At 42.8% G+C, this 21,947-nt stretch carries 18 protein-coding genes and 1 pseudogene; all 19 read right to left on the reverse strand.

Annotated elements, in window-relative coordinates; translation table 11 throughout:
- Nucleotides 1-489 precede the first annotated feature (489 nt).
- The 19 genes and pseudogenes from ACTNBF_RS07260 to ACTNBF_RS07350 all read right to left on the reverse strand — a co-directional run bounded on the left by ACTNBF_RS07260 (nt 490) and on the right by ACTNBF_RS07350 (nt 21,928).
- The gene (locus ACTNBF_RS07260) at nt 490-1,389 is read right to left on the reverse strand and encodes a CvpA family protein (RefSeq protein ID WP_441088946.1); all 900 of its coding nucleotides are present in this window, start codon (nt 1,387-1,389) and stop codon (nt 490-492) included.
- 8 nt (nt 1,390-1,397) lie between these two features.
- Nucleotides 1,398-2,570: a DUF5711 family protein gene (locus ACTNBF_RS07265; protein ID WP_441088947.1), complete on the reverse strand. Its 1,173-nt coding sequence runs from the start codon at nt 2,568-2,570 to the stop codon at nt 1,398-1,400.
- A 52-nt stretch (nt 2,571-2,622) separates the two neighbouring features.
- Nucleotides 2,623-3,798, reverse strand: coding sequence for a LysM peptidoglycan-binding domain-containing protein (locus tag ACTNBF_RS07270; protein WP_427820540.1), 1,176 nt, complete (start codon nt 3,796-3,798; stop codon nt 2,623-2,625).
- Between the two features lie 60 nt (nt 3,799-3,858).
- Complete coding sequence (locus ACTNBF_RS07275) at nt 3,859-4,410, reverse strand: phosphohydrolase (RefSeq protein WP_427820555.1); 552 nt, start codon at nt 4,408-4,410, stop codon at nt 3,859-3,861.
- Nucleotides 4,411-4,608: 198 nt separating this feature from the next.
- Nucleotides 4,609-5,550 carry a transketolase family protein gene (locus ACTNBF_RS07280; RefSeq protein ID WP_427820541.1) on the reverse strand — a complete coding sequence of 314 codons (942 nt, stop codon included), beginning with the start codon at nt 5,548-5,550 and terminating at the stop codon, nt 4,609-4,611.
- Nucleotides 5,538-6,374, reverse strand: coding sequence for a transketolase (locus tag ACTNBF_RS07285; RefSeq protein WP_427808047.1), 837 nt, complete (start codon nt 6,372-6,374; stop codon nt 5,538-5,540). The genes ACTNBF_RS07280 and ACTNBF_RS07285 overlap by 13 nt, the downstream gene beginning before the upstream one ends.
- Nucleotides 6,375-6,429: 55 nt before the next feature.
- Complete coding sequence (gene fsa / locus ACTNBF_RS07290; RefSeq protein ID WP_427808049.1) at nt 6,430-7,086, reverse strand: fructose-6-phosphate aldolase; 657 nt, start codon at nt 7,084-7,086, stop codon at nt 6,430-6,432.
- Nucleotides 7,087-7,302: 216 nt separating this feature from the next.
- Nucleotides 7,303-8,439 (reverse strand): LacI family DNA-binding transcriptional regulator, encoded by a 1,137-nt coding sequence (locus ACTNBF_RS07295; RefSeq protein ID WP_441088948.1) that lies wholly within the window; start codon nt 8,437-8,439, stop codon nt 7,303-7,305.
- A gap of 55 nt (nt 8,440-8,494) precedes the next feature.
- A complete protein-coding gene (recR, locus tag ACTNBF_RS07300) occupies nt 8,495-9,091 on the reverse strand; it encodes a recombination mediator RecR (protein ID WP_427808053.1) in 597 nt (198 codons plus the stop codon).
- Nucleotides 9,092-9,115: 24 nt separating this feature from the next.
- Entirely contained in the window at nt 9,116-9,469 is a 354-nt protein-coding gene (locus ACTNBF_RS07305; protein ID WP_427808055.1) for a YbaB/EbfC family nucleoid-associated protein, read from the reverse strand.
- Nucleotides 9,470-9,525: 56 nt separating this feature from the next.
- A complete protein-coding gene (dnaX, locus tag ACTNBF_RS07310) occupies nt 9,526-11,091 on the reverse strand; it encodes a DNA polymerase III subunit gamma/tau (protein ID WP_441026723.1) in 1,566 nt (521 codons plus the stop codon).
- Between the two features lie 20 nt (nt 11,092-11,111).
- Nucleotides 11,112-12,188 (reverse strand): 6-phosphofructokinase, encoded by a 1,077-nt coding sequence (locus tag ACTNBF_RS07315; protein ID WP_427808059.1) that lies wholly within the window; start codon nt 12,186-12,188, stop codon nt 11,112-11,114.
- Between the two features lie 118 nt (nt 12,189-12,306).
- Complete coding sequence (locus ACTNBF_RS07320; protein ID WP_441088949.1) at nt 12,307-13,170, reverse strand: methionyl aminopeptidase; 864 nt, start codon at nt 13,168-13,170, stop codon at nt 12,307-12,309.
- Between the two features lie 36 nt (nt 13,171-13,206).
- Nucleotides 13,207-15,717, reverse strand: a complete 2,511-nt coding sequence (locus tag ACTNBF_RS07325; RefSeq protein ID WP_441050292.1) for a hypothetical protein — start codon at nt 15,715-15,717, stop codon at nt 13,207-13,209.
- Nucleotides 15,710-16,841, reverse strand: a pseudogene (locus tag ACTNBF_RS07330) (class I SAM-dependent methyltransferase). The gene ACTNBF_RS07325 and the pseudogene ACTNBF_RS07330 overlap by 8 nt, the downstream one beginning before the upstream one ends.
- Nucleotides 16,842-16,981: 140 nt before the next feature.
- Entirely contained in the window at nt 16,982-19,582 is a 2,601-nt protein-coding gene (locus ACTNBF_RS07335; protein ID WP_441050290.1) for a sensor histidine kinase, read from the reverse strand.
- 15 nt (nt 19,583-19,597) lie between these two features.
- Nucleotides 19,598-20,293: a response regulator transcription factor gene (locus tag ACTNBF_RS07340; RefSeq protein WP_427808069.1), complete on the reverse strand. Its 696-nt coding sequence runs from the start codon at nt 20,291-20,293 to the stop codon at nt 19,598-19,600.
- Between the two features lie 344 nt (nt 20,294-20,637).
- A complete protein-coding gene (locus ACTNBF_RS07345; protein WP_441088950.1) occupies nt 20,638-21,603 on the reverse strand; it encodes an N-acetylmuramoyl-L-alanine amidase in 966 nt (321 codons plus the stop codon).
- A 55-nt stretch (nt 21,604-21,658) separates the two neighbouring features.
- Nucleotides 21,659-21,928, reverse strand: coding sequence for a DUF6275 family protein (locus ACTNBF_RS07350; RefSeq protein ID WP_441088951.1), 270 nt, complete (start codon nt 21,926-21,928; stop codon nt 21,659-21,661).
- Nucleotides 21,929-21,947: the final 19 nt, after the last annotated feature.

Genomic DNA, 21,947 nt, shown 5'->3' on the forward strand with positions numbered 1-21,947 from the left:
ATCTGTCGATTCAACCGTTCTTGAAAAATCTCTTAAAGAATTTTCAGGGTTGTTGTCTATTGTTTAGTTATCAATGTTCTTTCTTCTCTGTCTCGCGACAGCTATATTAGATTATCACATCTTCAAGCTTCTGTCAAGACTTTTTTATTTTTCTTTTTTGCCGATCCGTTCTTCGGAACTCTATTCTTCAGAGCGACAGCTTAAATAGATTATCACATCTTTCGACGTTTGTCAACAACTTTTTTCTTATCAGACTTCTGCATGCCGCCCCCTGGCCTCTGTCTCAGCCCTTTCGGAAATCAGTTATGACCCGCTGCCCGGCCCCTCATTTCTGATTCCTGTCCGGTCAACGAGTCATATCTTACCACTTACTTCCTTAATTGTCAATGTTTTTTCTCTTTTTTATTTTTTTCATGCAATTCAGATAGTTTAATATAGATTTTTCCAGTTACATTATATATTTTTTTATAACCGTACAATTTCCTGTATCTATCTAAATACAGTTATTAATTTCATTATGTAATTATGTTCGTATAATAATGTCAGAAATTCATCTTCACGAATCATTCCCATAAGTGTTTTTCCAATCTCAGTCGTATATAATAATGTGATTCCTACAAAAATAAACCCAACAATAATCAAGGAAATAGATGCACCTACAAGCATTCCTGCCAATCTGTTCAGGATTCCCAGAACCGGCAGCTCAGTAACGAAATCCAAAGCAAATACGATTGCTCTTACAACGATTGTCACAATAACAAATGTTCCCAAAAAGGAGATAATATCAATAACCAGCTTAGCAAAATATTTGCTGATATATTCCATGAAAGTAGTGGCTCCCAATGCACGATAAACTTCGCTGTTGTTATTGCTCAAAAGCAATTCTTTAAACACATCCGGAATATCGGATCCCTCAATTGCCGCAATCTGAGCCTGGCGCGGTATCTCCGCATCATTCAGAATTTCCGCTGCTTTTTCCTGCGTATGTCCCTCCAGAATTCCTGCGGAAATTCCATATTTTGCGAGATCCTCACCCGATACCTTTCCATCCACAATATCCTGCACTGTAATTCCCGCCGTCGCCAACTGTTCTTCTGTAACTCCCGCTCCAGCCAGTACTGCTCTCACCTGTTCTTCCGTCAATCCCTCTGCTGTCTGTCCTCCGGAAATTAATTTTGTAACAGTATGAATGCATTGTTTTTCCAACATTTCATCCACCGGAGTAAGGGAAATGACTGCCTTACTCACATAAGGCGTAGCAACAAATACCACCGCAATCGTAAAAAGCGTCGCAACTAATGACACCGCAATCCGCACGCCCCCTCTTACAAATCCGACAAGTACTCCTACTAATAAGATACCAACAACTATAATCAATAACCAATTCATACGCACTCCTATTTCACCAGACGAATTTCTTCTATACCATCGGCGTTCATCACTAAGTATTTATTTATTCCCTGAAGTGGCAGGATCTCCATAATCTCTTTATCCATCTCCCCTTCAAATTTTTTTACCCCAAGTTCAGAATAAATCAAACTCTTCTTTCCATCATACATGATAACATTGCCATTTGAAACTTTAATATTACTGTACTCCCCTTCAAAATCTCTGGACAATGCCAGATTACCGGACATATTATAAAGTCTCAGTTCATAGCCTTCTGTTCCCACATTTTGTAATATAAATCCAATATATTCTTTATCATAGAAAACACTTTTTATTTCTTTTTCAATTTCCACTGATTTTGACAATTCCGGCTGATTTGTACCTCTGTAAATCAAGAACGCCCCATCACCGATAAGGACTGATGTTTTATTGTTTGCGAAAAAAGATACAGGAATTACCTGGTTTTTATAAATCTCTTCTGCCACCGGCACACCGTATTCTTCGTCAGTATTTGCAAAATCATAATACGCCACTCGAGTCGCCTCTACTCCATCTACTACGCATAAATAAGAAATCTGAAGTATCGTTCCATTCGGCGAAAGCGACATCCCGATTGGATAACCTTGTCCACTCAAGGAAGTTCTGTGCTCAACCAGTACATTCCCTGCCGCATCATAACACACTACTTGCGGTGTACTCTCATTTTTGAGCAGTACACTTACAATTCCATTTTCCGAAATTGCGAACTGTTCTATTGGATAATTTGTGTGAATTTCACCACGAAGTCCTTTCTTATCAAATACATAAATATCATTTCCTCCTCGATCTGCCGTCGCTGCAGAATTGCCAGCTACATGCACCAAAGGATTCTTGATCTGATAAGGCTGATTCCACTGTTCCTCTCCTTTTTTATTCAGAAAAGCAATTCCATCACGACTATACTTCAATACTCCCGTTGAGAACTGCACATAGCTGCCGCCATTATTTCCTCCGCTTCCATACTCCTGCATCACCCTTGTCTGGCCATATGTCTGCACCTCGATCAAAAGAAATGTACTGATAACCGCCGCCAAAATCGTTAAAATCGTTAAAATTCCTTTTCTCCGTATACGGCGTCTGTGCACCTTTATTTTTTCCTGCAGATCCCCCATAGGATCTCGTAACTCTACTATAACTCCCATATCGTGTCCTTTTTCTTTCCGTCATTTATTATATAGTATATCACTTTCTGCTCTAGGGCAGCAATAATTTCTGTCCAATGAAGATCAAATTCCCGTCCTCAAGCCCATTCATCCTGCAGATAGCATCTACATGTCCGATATCACCGTAAACTCTTTTACTGATCTTAGCAAGTGTATCGCCCTTCTGTACAATGTAAATATCTTCACTCATCTCCTGGATCGTACTGGAAGCCGTATTGCCTGCTATATCCGCCTGTGCCCCATCTAAATTTCCTGAAGTATCGTCTGACGTTTCTCCCCCATCCCCTTCTCCCTGATTCTCATTTTCAGGCTGTGCTGTACTTTCTTCTTCTCCGCTCGGATTCTCCGGTTTTTTCTCTTCCATCATAGCTGTGACACTGTCTCCGGAAGCTGAGGCCTCTGTGGTCTCTTCAGTACCAGATCTTTCTTCATTTCTTGCAACACTTTCTTTTATATCTTCCACAGATGACTGAACGGAACGCATTTTATCATAATTATTGATCGTCGTAACTCCCATCACCAATACAACAAGAACCAGAAAGACACTGGCCGCATACATAAATCTGGAATTACGCTTTTGTTCCTGAAACTCAAATCTTTCTTTTACAATATTACGAAACTCCTTTGCAGCCTTATCTTCCACAGCTTCACTGGGAGTCACGCCGATCTGTTTTCTTGCGCTTACCATATAATTCTGCATGGCCGGATTTTTTTCATAATAAATATAATGGCCTCCTATCGGCATCAGCTCACCATATTTATGTGCGAAAAACAACTCATCTGTCCCCGATGGTTCTTTCAAAATCAAAACCGTCCCACTTTTACCAAAATACTGCTCATGCAGTTGCCGCAAATTACTATTTAATACGGCAGGATATCCCGGAAGACTTATGAACCATCCAAGCATCTCTCTTCCACCGAAATACTCACTGCAATCTTCCCGAGCTTTCTCCCATGTCTCCCTTGCGATCACAATATCCATTCCATCGATCCCTATCTCTTCCATACGGACCGCACCGGAAATATACACAACCTCCTGATCATCTGATCTCACTATACGACCGACCAGGAACGCCCCCACCGGTTCCTCATCTGTATTTTCACAAATCTGGCTCAAAAAGGTATCTACATAATCTTCTACATAAATCTTTGGAGTATCACTTACATTTCCTATCTGACGTACGTTTTTGGGAAATCTGTTTTCCATATACTCTCACCTCATCAAAATAATTATTTGGCTTATGATAGCATATGGAAATCAATTATTTTATCGCTTTGTGTCTATCAGATAATTAAAATACTCGACAAGCCGGGACAAATCTCTTCGAATTCTTGTTGTATCTGCATTTTTTCGCCGACTTGTCTCGCATCCTCCACAATATTTGTCTGTCAGGGTCGTAATCCAGGCTTCTCTGGTATGTGGGATTGTAAAAAATGTAACCGGCCACATATGACTTCGTATAATATCACGTTCAATGTCATTCAGATCAAAAAATTTTTCCGCATTCTTCAATGCTGTTTCAGGATGTGTCAGACCGTGAAAATGGTCCCCTGTTTTTCTGGCATGTGTATGCCAATCATATAAAAACAGGTCATGCAGCATTCCTCCTCTGGCCGCCGAACGTGCATCCAGCTTAAAAAAGCGGCACCATTGATAATTATAATATGCGACGTGCATACAATGCTGATAACAATTACTGCTACCGTGGTGCGGATACAATTTCATACGGAGCACCACCGGATGTTCTGCAACATCACGGATACAATCATAGAATTCCTTATTCCATTCACGGCGGAGTTTCTGAAGACGCCCTGCCATTCTTTTTCGGAAAGCCTGCATAATTTCCTCCCTCACTCTTTCCATAAAGAGCTGCATTTTTTTGACATTGTTAGTATACCAGAATAGCCGCATTTTCTATAGTATTTTTGATAAATTTAGGAAAAACATAAGATTTGATCGAAAAACAGGCGGTTTTCGTTTTCGAAAACCGCCTGTTTTTCGCTTCAGATAAAACAACTATTTTACAAATGCTTTTACTTTTTCATAAATACTGTCAGCGTCCAGACCATATTTCACAATCAGCTCTTTTGCCGGACCAGATTCGCCAAATACGTCATTTACACCGATTTTCAGAACCGGCGTCGGGCAATTTTCAGATAACACGTCACACACAGCACTTCCAAGGCCGCCAATTACAGAGTGTTCCTCAACTGTAACAACTTTTCCCGTTTCCTTTGCTGCCGTAAGAATCAGCTCGGTATCCAGCGGTTTGATCGTATGAATGTTGATCACTTTCGCATCAATTCCGTCTGCTGCCAGTTTTTCTGCTGCTGCAAGAGATTCGCTGACCTCAAGTCCGGTTGCAACAATCGTTACATCTTTTCCTTCTCTTAATACGATACCTTTTCCGATTTCAAATTTATAGTCCGGGTTGTCATTAATTACCGGAACTGCAAGTCTTCCAAAACGCATATAAACCGGTCCCTGATGCTCATAAGCTGCAAATACTGCCGCCTTTGCTTCCACATCATCAGATGGGCTGATAACTACCATTCCCGGAATTGTTCTCATAAGAGCAATGTCTTCGTTACACTGATGAGATGCTCCATCTTCTCCCACAGAGATACCCGCATGTGTTGCTCCGATCTTTACATTATTCTTCGGATATCCGATAGAATTACGTACCTGTTCGAATGCACGTCCTGCTGCAAACATAGCAAAGGTACTTGCAAAAGGAACTTTTCCTGTTGTAGCAATACCTGCCGCAACCCCCATCATATTTCCTTCCGCGATACCGCAGTCAATAAAGCGCTCCGGAAACGCTTTCTTGAACACGCCGGTTTTTGTAGCGCCTGCGAGGTCTGCATCCAGAACGACTACATCATCATGTAATTTACCTAATTCTGCCAAAGCATTACCGTAGCTTTCTCTTGTTGCAATTTTCTTTACTTCTGACATAATGCTTCACCTACTTTCTCTAAATCTTCCATAGCGATCTTATACTCCTCATCATTTGGAGCTTTTCCATGCCATCCTGCCTGATCTTCCATGAAGGAAACCCCTTTACCCTTTACAGTCTTGGCAATAATAGCTGTCGGCATTCCCTTGGTAGCTCTTGCTTCCTTGAATGCAGCATCAATTTCATCAAAATTATGTCCGTCAATATTGATTACATGGAAATTAAATGCTTCAAATTTCTTATCAATCGGATATGGTGAATTTACTTCATCAATACGTCCGTCAATCTGAAGGTTATTGTTATCCACAATCACTACCAGGTTGTCCAGTTTTTTGAATCCTGCCAGCATAGAAGCCTCCCATACCTGGCCTTCCTGAATCTCACCATCACCAAGAAGTGTGTATACACGATAGTCATCTCCGGAAAGTTTTGCAGAGATCGCCATACCAACAGCAGCAGAGATTCCCTGTCCCAAAGATCCGCTTGACATATCAACGCCCGGGATATGTTTCATATCCGGATGTCCCTGAAGATAAGAACCAGTATGACGAAGTGTCGTCAGATCCTCAACCGGGAAAAATCCTTTGTGAGCCAGTGCAGAATAGTAGCCCGGAGCAGTATGTCCCTTTGATAATACAAAACGGTCACGGTCCGCTTTCTTCGGATCTGCCGGATCCACGTTCATTTCTTCAAAATATAAATATGTATAAATATCTGCTGCAGATAAAGATCCGCCCGGATGTCCTGATTTTGCAGCATGCACTGCTGTCACGATACTTTTACGGATTTCATTTGCAGTTTTCATAAGTGCTAACTTGTCCATGAAATTTGCCTCCTGATGGAATGTTTATATGAATGTTACTTTCGACCGTTTATACTTACTCTCCAAAAACAGCCTTATAATCAGCCTGGAATTTTGCGATTCCGGCATCTGTAAGCGGATGATGTGTCATCTGTTCAATTACTTTATACGGTACCGTTGCGATATCTGCACCTGCAAGTGCACAGTCAGTTACATGGATCGGATTACGTACACTTGCTGCAATGATCTGTGTATCAATATCACCTGCTACGGCGAAAATCTCTGCAATCTCGCTGATCAGATCTGTTCCACGTACAGAAATATCATCCAGACGTCCAAGGAACGGAGAAACATATGTAGCTCCTGCTCTTGCCGCAAGAAGTGCCTGGTTTGCAGTAAAGATCAGTGTAACATTTGTCTTAATTCCTTCTGCGCTTAAAGCTTTGCAAGCCTTCAGACCTTCTACGGTCATAGGAATCTTTACAACCATATTCGGATGAATCTTAGCGATCTCTCTTCCTTCTGCGATCATTCCTTCAGCATCTACTGTTGTAGCTTTTACTTCTCCGCTGATCGGTCCGTCTACAATAGAAGCGATCTCTGCGATAACTTCTGAAAATACACGTCCTTCTTTTGCGATCAGTGATGGATTAGTTGTTACTCCGCAGATAACACCCATGTCATTTGCTTTTCTGATGTCTTCAACATTCGCTGTGTCAATGAAAAATTTCATCTTTTTCTCCTCCTTAAAATATAAGAAATCTTTTCCGTAATTCGACAGCCTGATTCATTTTTACTGCCGCCCGGTTTATTTAAATTATATCTCATTCAGGAGAAGTTGGTCAATAGCCTTGTATTTTTATTAATATTTTATTTTATTAATAATCGTAAATTATTAACTACATTTATATCTTATTTTACTAATCAACCAACTGTTTTACCGCTATTTTCAAGATTTGTCTTTTAATTTATTACTAATATTTTTTGCTTTTGAACTAATTTTAGTTTTTGCATACGAAGTTGTCCCTCTCACGATCAATTTCGGTTCATATTCAACATGATAGGTGCTGATGGGTTGAAATTCTGAAACCTTGCTGTTCTGCGAAGCAATTTTTTTCATAATGATATCACAGGCATCTCTTCCTTTAAAGACCACAAAATGTTCAATTGTTGTAAGCGATACCTTGTGCATCCTTGCAAACAACGTGTTATCGCACCCCATGACCGAAATATCTCCCGGCACTTTGTATTTTTCCGACTGAAGTGCATCCAGAATTCCGAATGCAATCATGTCATTCAACCCTACGATAGCCGTTACATCGTTCTGTTCCCGCAGCAATTCTTTTGTCAGGTCATATCCAATCTTATACTCTGAATCAATATTCGGAACACTCATATCAATTTTCTCATCCGCAGCTTTGATGATCACATTCTGTTTCAATCCTCTCGATTCAAACTCTTTCAGGAATCCTTCCACACGTTTGGACCGCTGCTTCTGCCGGGTTGTGAGCGGAGGAGCGATATATGCGACTTTACGATGCCCCAGTTCCAGAAGATGACGTGCCATCAGACGGCCCAGTTTAGAATTGTCCAATTCTACCGCATCAACATTTAATCGTTCATTCTGATTGTTAACGACCACGATCGGTATGTGTTCCGCAAGTTCTTCTACAAGTTCCATAAAACACCTGCTCGGATTACATGTATAAATTATCCCAAGCGGTTTTAACTCCCACATCATTTTCAGATAACGTTCTTCCATTTTCAGTTCACGCTGCGTATTACAGATGAACAGCCCAAAGCCCTGTTCTTTCGCACGAGTTTCAATCCCCTGGAGAAGCATCACATAATATGGATTTGTCAAATTAGGGCAAAACACAACGATCAGCTTCTCCTTTCGGCTTTCCTTCCGCTTCTTTCTTTTGGGAATCTCATATCCCATTTCCCCTGCAGCCTGTTCCACCTTTTGTATTGTCTCTTTCGAAAAAGAAACATTATATTTTCTGTTCAGCACCATAGATACTGTGGCCTGCGAAACGCCAGCCGCTTTCGCAACATCTGAAGAAGTGACTTTTTTCTTTCCCATGAAGCTCCTTTCCGGAATCATTCCCAAATATCATTTCAGTCTATACTCACTGTTTCTACAATTCAGTACGTCCTTCCAGTGCACGTAATAGTGTGACCTCATCGATATATTCCAGATCTCCGCCTACCGGTACTCCGCTGGCGATCCGACTCACCTTGATTCCGGTTGGTTTAATCAGTTTACTGATATACATCGCCGTCGTTTCGCCTTCCAGGCTGGAATTGGTCGCAATGATCACTTCCTTCACATCTCCTTGAAGACGTGCCATAAGTTCCTTCAGCCTGATGTCTCCCGGTCCGATTCCAAGCATGGGAGAGATCGCTCCATGGAGCACATGATACACACCGTTATATTTTCCGGTTTTTTCATATGCACCCATATCTCTTGTATTTTCCACAACCATAATTGTCTGATGATCTCTTTCTGTACTTGCGCAGATCGGGCACAGCTCCTGATCGGTAAGTGTGCAGCATTCTTTACAGTACCGCACATTGTTCCGCGCTTCGACCATCGTATTTGCAAGCTGTTCCACCTGTTCTTTCGGCATATTTATCATATGAAAAGCCAGCCTTGCGGCTGACTTATTTCCGATCCCAGGCAGTCTCGACAGTTCTTCAATCAATTTGGTTATCTGACTGCTGTAATAATCCATGATTTATTCTCCTTGTACGTTCTTTTAGAACATTCCCGGCATTCCTCCGCCTATTCCACCTGTCAGTTTACTCATCGCAGATGCATTGGCGTCCTCAACCTGTCTCAGCGCCTCATTCGTAGCAGCTACGATCAAATCTTCCAGCATCTCAATATCATCCGGATCTACGACTTCTTCCTGAAGTTTTACCTTAAGCACTTCTCTCTTCCCGCTGACAGTAACTTCCACAGCTCCGCCTCCGGCAGTTGCAGTAAATTCCTTTGTCTCCATCTCTTTCGCCTGTTCTTCCATCTGACGCTGCATCTTCTGTGCCTGTTTCATCAGATTTGCCATATTCCCCGGCATTCCTCCACCCGGAAATCCTCCTCGTTTTGCCATAATAATAATCCTCCTTGAATGCTGCAATCTCTTCCCCGACAGTCCTGCTGCCGGTTTTATTCATCTTCAATGGTAATATCCATATGAATCATTTTTTCTATATCCACAAAACTGTCCTCGAAATGCCGCCCTTTTTCAACCTGACGAACTTCAATATCAACCGTTTTGCCGATTTTCTTTTCTATCAATTCCTGAAGCTCCTGCTTATGTGAATCGCTCCCAACCACACTTGCACTGATTTCATCCGGGAGTACGATTAGAAGCTGATTCTGTGCCCCTACACTCAGTCTTGCCTGCTTTAAATACGTTCTCAGCATACCGGATGCTTCATTTGCAATCCCGCGGAAATTAGACACTACCTGCTTTACATCCTCTGCGATTGCCTTCGGAAGCTTTGGTTTCGGCGCCTCTGCCGGCGCATCTCCGTTCACATACACCACTCGTTCTCCGGCAGGTGCTGCTGTAATCCCTTCCTCCACCTGCTTCTCCAGAGCGCGAATTCGATCCAGCAGACTGTCCCGGGTCGTTTCCATCTGCGGTCTGCACAGCTTGATCAACGTCACTTCCAGCAGAACTCTCTTCTGCGTCGCATATTTCAATTGATTGGTAAGCTCCGAGAAAATACGGATATAGCGCAAGAGCACTTCATCCTCTATCATCTGTGCTTCTTCTTTGAGCTGCACCAGATTCTCTGTTGATACATCCAGCACATCTTCCATATTATCAGAGCTCTTTACCAGAAGAAGATTTCTCAGATACCAGGTAAAATCCGCAGCGAGCTGCGACAGTTCCCTTCCCTGCATGACCAGTTCATCCACCGTTTTCAGTACTGCTGACACATTCTGAGAAATAATTTCCCGCAGAAGACGGCTGAACACCTCCGTATCCACAGCTCCCAGGACTTCCAGTACATGATCATACGTCAGTTTTTGTCCCAGATAAAACGCAATGCACTGATCCAGAAGACTGAGCGCATCACGCATGGAACCATCCGCCGCTTTTGCCACATACCGGATAGCTTTCTCCTCTACATCTACCTGTTCTTTCTTCATCAGATCCGTCAAACGCGCTGCAATCGTGTCAATCGTAATCCTTTTAAAATCATAACGCTGACAACGTGACAGAATCGTAATTGGTATCTTATGGGCTTCTGTTGTAGCCAAAATAAAAATAACATACTCCGGAGGTTCCTCCAGAGTCTTAAGAAGTGCATTAAATGCCCCGATAGAAAGCATATGCACCTCATCGATAATATAGACTTTAAAACGGCCTTCTGTCGGACGGTAGGAGACCTCTTCCCGGATCTCCCTGATATTATCAACGCCATTATTGGAGGCCGCATCAATTTCAATCACATTCATGGAAGTGCCCGCCGCAATGCTTTTGCACATCGGGCACTCCCCACATGGACTTCCATCCACCGGATGCTCACAATTCACTGCTTTGGCAAATATCTTCGCCACAGTCGTTTTCCCGGTTCCCCTTGTTCCGCAGAACAAATAGGCATGTCCGATCCTCTCTGCCTTTATCTGATTTTTTAATGTTGTAATAATGTGATCTTGTCCCTTCACGTCCTCAAATTCCGTAGGCCGGAACTTGCGGTATAAGGCAGTATATGACATGTTCTTTTACTCCTCAGTTTCTATTCATTTCCAAAACTGATACCGGTCATCCTTGCTTCTTTGATAATATCGGAATTCGGATCAACCATCTTCAGCTTTCCGGCCACCTCAGCAAGCGGCACTTTCTTAATCTGTCCGTTCTTGATTGCCACCATGTAGCCGTAATCTTCTTTCAGAATCAGATCCGCGGCTGCGGCACCCAGACGCGTTGCAAGAACACGGTCATACGGGCATGGTGTTCCGCCTCTCTGTGTATGACCCGGTACTGTAATACGTACTTCCTGATCGGTACGGTTCTGGATCTTCTCAGCCAATTCATATGCAACAGAAGGATATTTCTTCTTTGCCTGTTTTTCTTTCAGTTTCTTCTTCGGAAGCGCTGCATCTTCCTCAGAAATTGCTCCCTCCGCTACTGCAATAATCGTAAATCTCTTTCCAGCTTTTGCACGGGCATTGATTGCATTGATAATGGTATCCAGTTTATACGGGATCTCCGGCAAAAGGATAATATCTGCGCCGCCTGCAATACCGGCATGAAGTGTTACATATCCCACTTTATGTCCCATTACCTCTACGATGAATACACGGCTGTGAGATGTTGCTGTGGTATGGATTCTGTCAATCGTGTCGGTTGCAATATCCACCGCACTCTGGAATCCAAACGTCATATCGGTTCCCCAGAGGTCATTATCAATCGTCTTCGGCAGTGTGATTACATTCAGTCCCTCTTCTCTCAGAAGATTTGCTGTCTTATGAGTTCCGTTTCCGCCAAGTACAACAAGGCAGTTCAGATTCAGCTTGTGATACGTATGCTTCATCGCTTCCACTTTATCAATGCCGTCCGGTCCGGGCACTCTCATCAGTTTAAATGGCTGACGGGATGTTCCGAGGATTGTTCCGCCGACTGTCAGAATTCCCGAGAAATCTCTGGAAGTCAGCATTTTAAAGTTGGAATAGATCAATCCCTTGTAACCTTCCTGAAATCCATAAATCTCCACATCATCACGCTTTGAGAAAATCGCTTTTACAACACCTCTCATTGCCGCATTCAGTGCCTGGCAGTCTCCGCCGCTGGTCAGCATTCCTATTCTTAACATTGCTCCTCATCCTTTCTGTCCTTTTAGAGCGTCCGCATACAGATAACGTCTCGCGCCGCCCACATTTCTTTTATTATAACTGATTCTTTCTCCAGAAACAATAGTGGACTCTTTGGAATTATTTTGTAAGGACTTCCGCACCGTCTTCCGTAATCAGCACCATATATTCCACTTGTGCAGAAAGTCCGTCATCCTCCGTATAAACTGTCCATTCATTTTCTTCATCAACAAAGAAATCCGGGCTTCCCTCATTGATCATCGGCTCGATCGTGAAAATCATTCCCGGTACCAGAAGCATCTCGCTTCCCTTCGGGGTCACATAGCTCACCCACGGATCTTCATGAAATTCCACTCCGATTCCATGACCACCGATATCTTCCACCACAGAATATCCGTTCGCCTTCGCATACGTATTGATTGCATCGGCAATATCCCCGAGATGATTCCACGGTTTTGCCTGTGCAAGTCCCAGTTCTACACATTCTTTCGTAACTTCAACCAGTTTTCTGGCACGCTCACTGACATTTCCTATCATAAACATTCTGGAAGCATCTGAAAAATAGCCGTCCAGAATCGTTGACACGTCCACATTGATGATATCTCCCTCTTCCAGAATAATGGATTCATCCGGAATCCCGTGGCAGACCTCATTGTTGATTGAAGTGCAGACACTTTTCGGAAATCCCTGATAATGAAGCGGAGCGGGAATTCCTCCATGCGACACAGTAAAATCATAAACAAGGCGATCGATTTCTTCTGTACTCATTCCCGCATGAATGTGTTCAGCCACATGATCCAGCACTGCCGTATTCAGCCGGGCACTCTTTTTAATTCCTTCAATCTGTGGAATCGTCTTCAAAATATCACGAGTCGGCACAATCTCTCCTTTTTCCTCATGATATGCAATCCTCTCCTCAATGGCAAGATGGCATTTTTTGTATTTCTTACCGCTTCCGCACCAACATAATTCATTTCGTTCCATATGATTCATATTATTACCTGACTTTCTTATTTTTTACTATTTCACATAACCGATAAATGTATTTCCGCTAGCTCCGACCTTGCTTTCCATTTCTGCAAACGTAACAGAGTATCTCTTCCCGTCCGCCGGATCCAGATATGCAATATTCGTTTTATTATATCCGATGACCAGCACTGTATGCCCATTCTCAAACATCGCAATAACTGGTGTCTCACGGCTGATCGTATATAGGATCTCTTCCGTTGTACATCCGGTCAGGTCCAGCCCCTCCCCTCCGATATACGTACTGAGAATCGTTTCCGGAGATTTCCCAGCATTCAGCTCTTTCACCACATCAGCTGTTTTTCCCTCTTTTTGAAGCATCTGCTGCAAGCAGGCAGCCATTGCGGTTTCGCCCTCTTCCATCTGGAATTCCGTCATATTCTCCACCTCATACACGGAAGGCCAGTTTCCTCTTTCCCAAACATACGCCTGTCTAGAGGAAACCGCAACACCGTTCACTTCATTGGCTTTTATCACAGCATAACTTGCGCGTTCATAAACTCCCTGCAATTCTCCAAGCGCATATACATAATACTTGCCATCCATCGTTGACTCATCAAACCGAATCGTCATCGACTTATCGAACAATACCTGCTTTGGCTTGAGGAGCTTGGCATTACTGTCTTTGATTCCGTCTTCATAAGTCAGACGCATTACTTTCTGCCGCGTATCTTCTGTATAGGACTCCAGTTTAATGTTACTCTCTGCCTGTTCTTCGTTATTTGTGATATAATCCGGCGTGATCGCCATATAAATATTTCCGTTTTTCGCTACCCGGTTCAGCTGCAGCATATTATCATTAATATAGCCATCCAGCAAATACACATCAGCCACTTCATATGTCTTCACAATTTCCTGTTTCTGGTTGATAATCTGCAGCTTATACATCGGGTACACAGACTGACCCGCAAGTGTCTGTCCTCCGTCTTCTGACTTAAGCGTTCCATATGCAAAATCATCCTTAATAAACCCTACTGGTTTCAGATATTCACCATTTTCCGCATCAATTTCAAAAGAATCCCCAGTCTGCAAATTCAAAACCGTAATCTTTTCCGATTCATTTACTTTACCGCCGATTCCCTGATACGCAAGCAGATGCCCGTCTTGTGAAGCCGTATACTGTCCGTTTTCAAGCCCTCGAACAAGGACTTCCCTGGTATCTTCTTCCATGTCAACGCTGTAAAGGGTTCCATCCATCATCACATAAAGCATTTCGCTTTTATTGCTGTAGTACACATATTTCCCGAGCTCTTCTTTCATGACATAATAGCCTTTACTGCTTGGAACAAACGCTTTCTCTGCCACCGAATTCTTCTCACTGTCAAAATAGTATACCGCAACACCGGTCTCTCCTTCATGTGTCCCCCGGTTCATATATCCCGACACGGTAAATGTTGTATTTCCCACTTGATCCACCGATACAATATGAATTTCATGGCGGTCATAAAAGTTACGAATATCTACATTCTCTGCATCTGCAAAGCTGAATACCAGCGACATCTCATCGGCATCTTTGTCATAATTCCAAAGTTCATTATTCTGCACGAAAGAAACAATTGTGCCCTCTGAATTAATCTGATATTCCAGATCCACAGGTGCGATTCCCAGCAGGATTCCCTTACTGCCAAGTGCCTTCGTTGTACCGTCAAAATTCTGAGTCATTGTTCGATTATAATCCATCAAATACTGCTTATCCCCCACAACTCTGACGCGGAAGAATTCCTTCACTGTATACAATGCCTCCGGATTGTCACTTACCCCGGCACACCTCACACGATAGGTCAATAAGATGGAAGTATATGTCTCATTACACTCTTTCACTTCCCACAACACATCTCCAGCAACCTGAGGCCTTAGTTCTCCCCATACTACATGATTCAAATCCGAGTGAATCGTAACTGTCTGATAAGTAGAGACCGCACCGTCCGATGTCGTCTCCAGATAGGGCTCCAATTCATCTGTCTGCTCTTTCTTCATGGCCCGCTCATGAAAAGTATTTGCAAAATCCAGACATGTTTTATAATTGCATCCTTCCTGATTTCGAATTCTTGTATAATAATATACATCCTCATTTTCCAGATGGAGGGTCACCTTAAGTACACGTTCTTCATCCAGTATTCCATCGCCCTTTAACTTGAGTGTTTCCACATCACCAATCTCTTTTAACGTCTCCTGCTGCAGACATTTTTCGCCGTCCAATGTAAATACCTGCCAGGTCATCTTCTGAACCTGAGTGTCATATTTTTCGAGATGCAGTTCTATCTCACGATTTTCCACCGGAGTGAGCGTATCGCGCATTGATGGAATCTCCATGTCATTCTTATACCCAGGAATGGAATTAATTTCATACCCTTCCGTCACAAATGAAATTCTCGGCAATGTTGCACCATCCATATCAGCGCTCATGTCCGTATTCCCACGATTGGTCAGATAACTGAACACAATCACTGCCATGATAAACACGGCAGTAAGAACACTTGCGCGCACCGCTATTTTTTTAATCATATATTTCACCCTTTAATAATTTTCCCAACGTAGGCTGAACATGCAGCATTTTCTCGCATGCACAGATTGCCTCATCATTGTCTCCCCGTTTTCCCGTATATACGGCCCGTATCAATATATTCTTCGGCGTATGTTCCATATCGATAAATTCCAGAATCTGTGTATCATACCCTTCCCTTTTTAAATACTCCGCACGGAGCGAATCTGTCACTGTCACAAGTGCCGCCATCCGTTCTTTAATCAGCCCATAGGAAAACAGCGGCGCAAGCACTTCATTTGCCATTTGCCCATTGAGCTCATGCTGACAGCAAGGAACCGAAAGAATGACTTTGGCTTTCCATCCCACAGCTTTCGCAAGCGCAAAATCCGTCGCTGTATCACAGGCATGAAGCGTCACAACCATATCTACCTCGTCGCTTCCGGTATAATCTGCAATATTTCCTTCCAGGAACTTCAGTTTCTTGTATCCATATTTTTTTGCAAGCTGATTACACGCTTCGATCACATCTGTTTTCAGATCCAGTCCAATGATACGGATGTCATATCCATTCAGCTCGTGCAAATAGTAATACATCGCAAAAGTCAAATATGATTTTCCACAGCCAAAATCCAGGATCGTCACTTCTCTGTCCTTTGGCAGCTGTGGCAGAATATCTTCAATAAACTCCAGGAAACGATTAATCTGGCGAAACTTGTCGAACTTCGTACGCACGATTTCTCCCGTCTTCGTCATAACTCCCAGATCCCGCAGAAAAGGAACCGTTTTCCCTTCTTCCAGAATATAGTGCTTCTTTCACTTCAGCAGTCTGCAGTCTCTTCTGTATCGTCATCTTGCCTTTCTTACTAACAAGAACCTGGTAGCGGAACTGCCTTGTTTCCATCTGCATCTGCTTGAAAACTTTCATCTGGTTTTCCACATATTCCGAAGTCGCTTCCGCCTCCAGATTCAGATGAAACGCCTGATTGTTCCTGTATTCTTCACATTGAAAAAGCAGTCTGTCCTGCTTCATGACCGGACGTATTTTAACCTTCACCGTCCCATCTTTTTCCCGCGGATTACTGAGCACCGCAGAAACAAAATCTATATTAAAACTTTTATCCAAAACTGATTTTAATGTATCCATAATATACTCCTCTGAATCATAGTCGAAGATACCCTAATATTGTAAAACGGAAATGTTGGAAACGCAAGGGGTTTTCACATGAATAAGGAGCCCGGCTTGCGCCGGGCTCCCGCTCTCTGAAAGGTTTCACATTTTCTAACTTATTCTGCTTTCGGAAAACAGATCAACACTTTAAACAAATCTCCATCCAGATATAATTCAAAAGTACCTCCCTGTAATTCTGTAAGATTCTTTGCTATCGATAATCCCAGACCGCTTCCTTCCGTACTTCGTGAAAGATCTCCCCTGATAAAACGCTCTGTCAACTCATCCGCAGAAATATTTAAAGGCTGTTCTGACACATTTTTCAAAGTAAAGCGGATCTCCTGTCCCACGGTCATCAGATCAACATACACTCTGGTGCCCTCCATCGCATATTTTGCCGCATTATTGAATACATTAAATAATACGCGCCACATTCTTCTGCCATCCGCAAATATAATTGCCGGTTCCTCCGGAAGATTCACAACCAAATGAAGGTTCCTGTCTGTAAATTTTTCTTCCAGCTCTGCGTAGGTCTGATTGACCAACTCGACCAGATTCAGATTCATTTTCTCCAGTTTAATGTTACCGCTGCTGACCTTGGAGGCTTCCACTACATCTTCCGTCAACGTTTTCAGACGAAACGCTTTTTCTTCCAGAATCTGAAGATAATTCTGTATCTTCGGATCCTCGAAATTCTCACGTTTTAAAAGTTCCACATAATTGATAATGGAAGTCAGAGGCGTCTTGATATCATGCGAAACATTGGTGATCAGATCCGTTTTCATCCTCTCATTTTTCATACTTGCTTCCAGCGCACGATCCAACCCGTCTCCAATCTTATTAATCTGTTCCGCCACTCCCCGCTGCTCACCGCTCAATCCTTCCAGTGGAATCTGATAATCAACCTGTCCCTCCGCAATTGCAGACACTCCTTTTCTGATCCTATTGCGTCCGAGTGTCGAACGAACCACTACAACAAGCGCCACTGCTTCCGCCGCCAGCATGACGATGAGCCAGAAAGGTGCTTGCCACGCCCAACCGACAGCAAACCAGTGAAGCAGAGTAAATACTCCAAATCCGACCAACGTCCCCCACAAAGCATTGATATTGGAAAACATCATTTTTATAAACCTGCATATCCAGCAGAAAAGGCTGTTTTTCAAGATCGTATGTGCTTTGATTCTTCTTGTCATTCCAAACCACAAGATCGAAACTGCCACGCAGAGCAGCATAAAAGCCATGCCCAACAATATGACACTGTCCCACGTCCACAAAATATATCCATTGGAAATTGCATAGGATGTCGAACTGGTGGTTGTTGATGTCGTATAATGATAATATCCCTGACTAAAGATAGAATCACATACATAAGCAACAGCAGTTACAGCCAGGGCACATGCACCTCCCACAATCACAATGAAAATTTCCGTCTTCATTCTGTCTATCGTAAGAAGGCAGACTCCCTCCTCACGGTTGGAACGGCCGGATATGATTGTAAGCCACGTCAGGCAAATCAAAAAAATAATTACCGCTGTTATTCCGATTCCAAAGACCGTCCTGTAAACGGGAGCATATTCACTATACACTTCATTTTCCTGGTAAAATTGGTCCTGAACCGGATATGTAGTATCAACCGCAAATGCACAAACATAATCATTAGTCCGTACAAAAGACGAAATCACACTTTTCCATACCGTTGCCGATTTCTTCATATTACTTTCAAACTCAGCAAGTTTTGGCGTAACAACAACATATTTTCCATATTTCTTGATGTACTCAATGCCCTCTTTCCAATCTGACATTCTCAAAATCTCTGCCCTATTGGAATAGATTTTTCCTGTTTTTCTGTCCACCAGCAAATAATAAAGATTCGAATTTCCTTCCGACCATTCATTCAGGATCGTCCGGCAGTTATCCACTTCATTATTAATCTGATCCACCGCTTCTGCGATTGCCTCCATCACTTCACTCAGTTTTCCATTCCATCTCGGATCTGTATTCACCAGTTCCACCAGATTTGATACTCCCAGCGGTTTATATGTTTCTTCTACCATGTACCCGTCGTATAGCCAAAAGCTGGTAAATGCAATTCTCCCATCACTGTCGAGCAGATTTTTGTATAGGCTCTCATAGCCTACCTCTCCGTTTAACAGTAATCCAAATATCTCTTCCTGTGTTTCGTACCCGAAGCTCTTTGCTTCTTCTATCGTAGAAAATCTTAGTGATCCATCCTCAAGCATTTTCTGAAATTCATCCTGGTAAAAATACTGGTATGTACCATCTTCACGCTTACAGACTATGATTTTTTTATCGATATCCGCTGTCGCCCCATAGTTTCCATATACCCCGGTTATCCCCCATTCATACAAATCACCAAGCCTATATGCCAGACCGCTTTTATTCTCACCCGAGATTGTTTCATCATCCAGGAATTCTCTGAGGTCTACCGTCTTATTTTCATCATAGACTCCTTCTGTTTCGAATTCTTCCATTCTGGGTTCAGCCCAGATTATGTCCGATGCAACTCCCTGAAGCTGTTCTTCAAAAGCTTTGGAGTCTTCGTATTTCTGCTCCGGTTTATCCAAAATCGCCGCCATACCGCCATTCATATAACAAGTCATCATCCACACAAGACAGACCGCCGCAGTTGACGCCATCAGATGTTCCAACACAAGAAGAACTCCCTTACATGGCGCACTCCTATACCATTTATTCATACTGTCGCCTCCTGATTATATTTTTTCCACCTTATACCCTACACCCCAGACGACTTTAAGATAGCGAGGTTCCTTTGGATTAATCTCTATCTTTTCACGAATATGCCGGATATGTACCGCAACCGTATTATCTGCGCCGATCGCCTCTTCATTCCAGATACTTTCATAAATCTGATTGATTGAAAATACTTTTCCTTGATTTTTGACCAGTAAAAGTAGAATATTATACTCAATAGGAGTTAATTTGACTGTCTCACCATCCACGGTCACCCGCTTTAAATCATCCCGGATGACCAGTCCTCCGGTTTTAAATTCATATTTGCTGTCTTCTTTTGATGTACTTCCAAGCTGGGTATAACGACGCAACTGAGATTTCACTCTTGCAACCAATTCAAGCGGATTGAACGGTTTCGTCATATAATCATCCGCACCGATATTCAATCCCAGAATCTTATCTGCATCTTCCGACTTCGCTGATAAAATAATGATCGGCAGACTCATCTCTTCCCGAATCTTTAAGGTCGCCCTGATTCCGTCAAGACGCGGCATCATGACATCTATAATCAGAAGATCCACTTCCTTTTCCTTTAAAACTTTGATTGCTTCTTCGCCATTATAGGCTTTTAGCACCTGATATCCCTCCTGAGTCAGGTAAATATCGATCGCATCTACGATATCTTTATCATCGTCACAAACTAAAATTGTAGACATATTCATCACCTCCTCTACAGTATACAAGATTATCAAAGATTTTTTAAGAGCATGCGGGGAGTTTTCTTAATTTTCATTTAAATTTTTTTGCTGATTTTACGCGGTTTTTCGGCATTTTTGTCACTAACGTGTTACTAACCGTTTAAACTTAATATGATGTAATCTAATCAAAGATGATACAATATGATTATACGAACTTTCTCGCAAAATACCTTTCTGCATCGAACGTATTGCCAATCAAAAACAATATGTTACACTATATTTGATCGGAAATTATACCGAGAAGCTTACACGAAGAGAGGGGAAGCGGCGCGCGCTTCCCTTCTTTTCTTTTTTATGTCAATCTATTCCACCCAGATTCTTACCGCTTCGATTCTTAGTGACTGTCCGGTCGTTCCGGCCACCTCGCCATCAGCTTTTTTACCCTGCCAGCCGATATCCTGGACATGGGCTTCATAGTACAGCTTCTTGTCCGGAACACCTGTCAGATGCAGTCTGAATGCTTCCAGTCTCAGTGATTTACCGATCGTACCGATCAGAGTATCCGGTTCGATATTATCAAGGTGTACCGTTCCGATATTCTGCACATGGAAATCGCCGGATAATTTCGCATTCGGATTTTCCTCACGGATTTTCCTGATATCAAGTAAAAGTGCCTCCATTCTGGTAGAAAATCCGGTTGTGCCGGAAATCTGTCCATCGTGCACCGGATCCAGCCAGCCAAGGTTCTGGCAGTGCGCTCGGTACCAGAGCTGATTGTCATTTTTTGCCTTGCCCGGGATCTGTTTGATTCGCTTCGTCGGAATGTCAAACGCTTCCAGCACTCCCTCGGCGATATCATCCATCCGGGAATTGAAGATTTTAACGTCATTCGCATTTGAAATAAAACCGAATTCTACCAGACGGTATCCGTACCCCTTCGCTGCTGCTCTGTTTACATTGGCCAGATCGCCGCGACCCACAATCATGTTAGATCTTCCCGGAAGGATCTCTTTTAACATTTTTGCAAGTGCATTATCATATTTGTCTGCAGTATATCCCTGCTTGATTATCACATGGCCACCACGTGCGGATGATGCTCCGGAATCCATGTGCAGTTCTATGATCTGCCAGTCCTTCGGGATCGTCAGCGTGTTGATTCCTGCGGTCTTGTACCAGTTCTTCGAGGTATCTGCCAGTGTGACATAATCTCCGCCAAGAGCCTTGATTCTGGCCCCCAGAGTCCTCACACGTTCCTGCTCCTGATATCCGTTGCCTACCGCTCCACTGTCTCCTGCTCCGTGTCCGCAAATCAAAAATACATGTGCCATACCCTTTCTCCTTTCCGTGCGACGTCGCACATAAAAAGAGTCGTTTCTGACTCTCCTATTCCTCGGTGTGACAAGTGTTAGTAATCTTTCCGTATACATCCTCATACAATTCTTGTTTATCACCGTTGTATGTATACTCAGCATAGATTCCGTCTCCACTGATTGTAGTAGATGCAAGACATTTGTAGTTCTGTAAAGTCTTGCATGACCAGACGATAAAAACATTGCTCAAATCAATCTCTATATCTGGTCTGTTTTTATGATACCACTCAACGAGATTCTTTTTGCACACACTTTGGAAGTGCTCCATTCCTGTAATAATCATAATCTTTGTTCTCCTTTCA

Origin of the sequence: Bariatricus sp. HCP28S3_A4 (assembly GCF_052066395.1) — a bacterium.
In the GTDB taxonomy this organism is placed as follows: Bacteria; Bacillota; Clostridia; order Lachnospirales; family Lachnospiraceae; genus Allocoprococcus.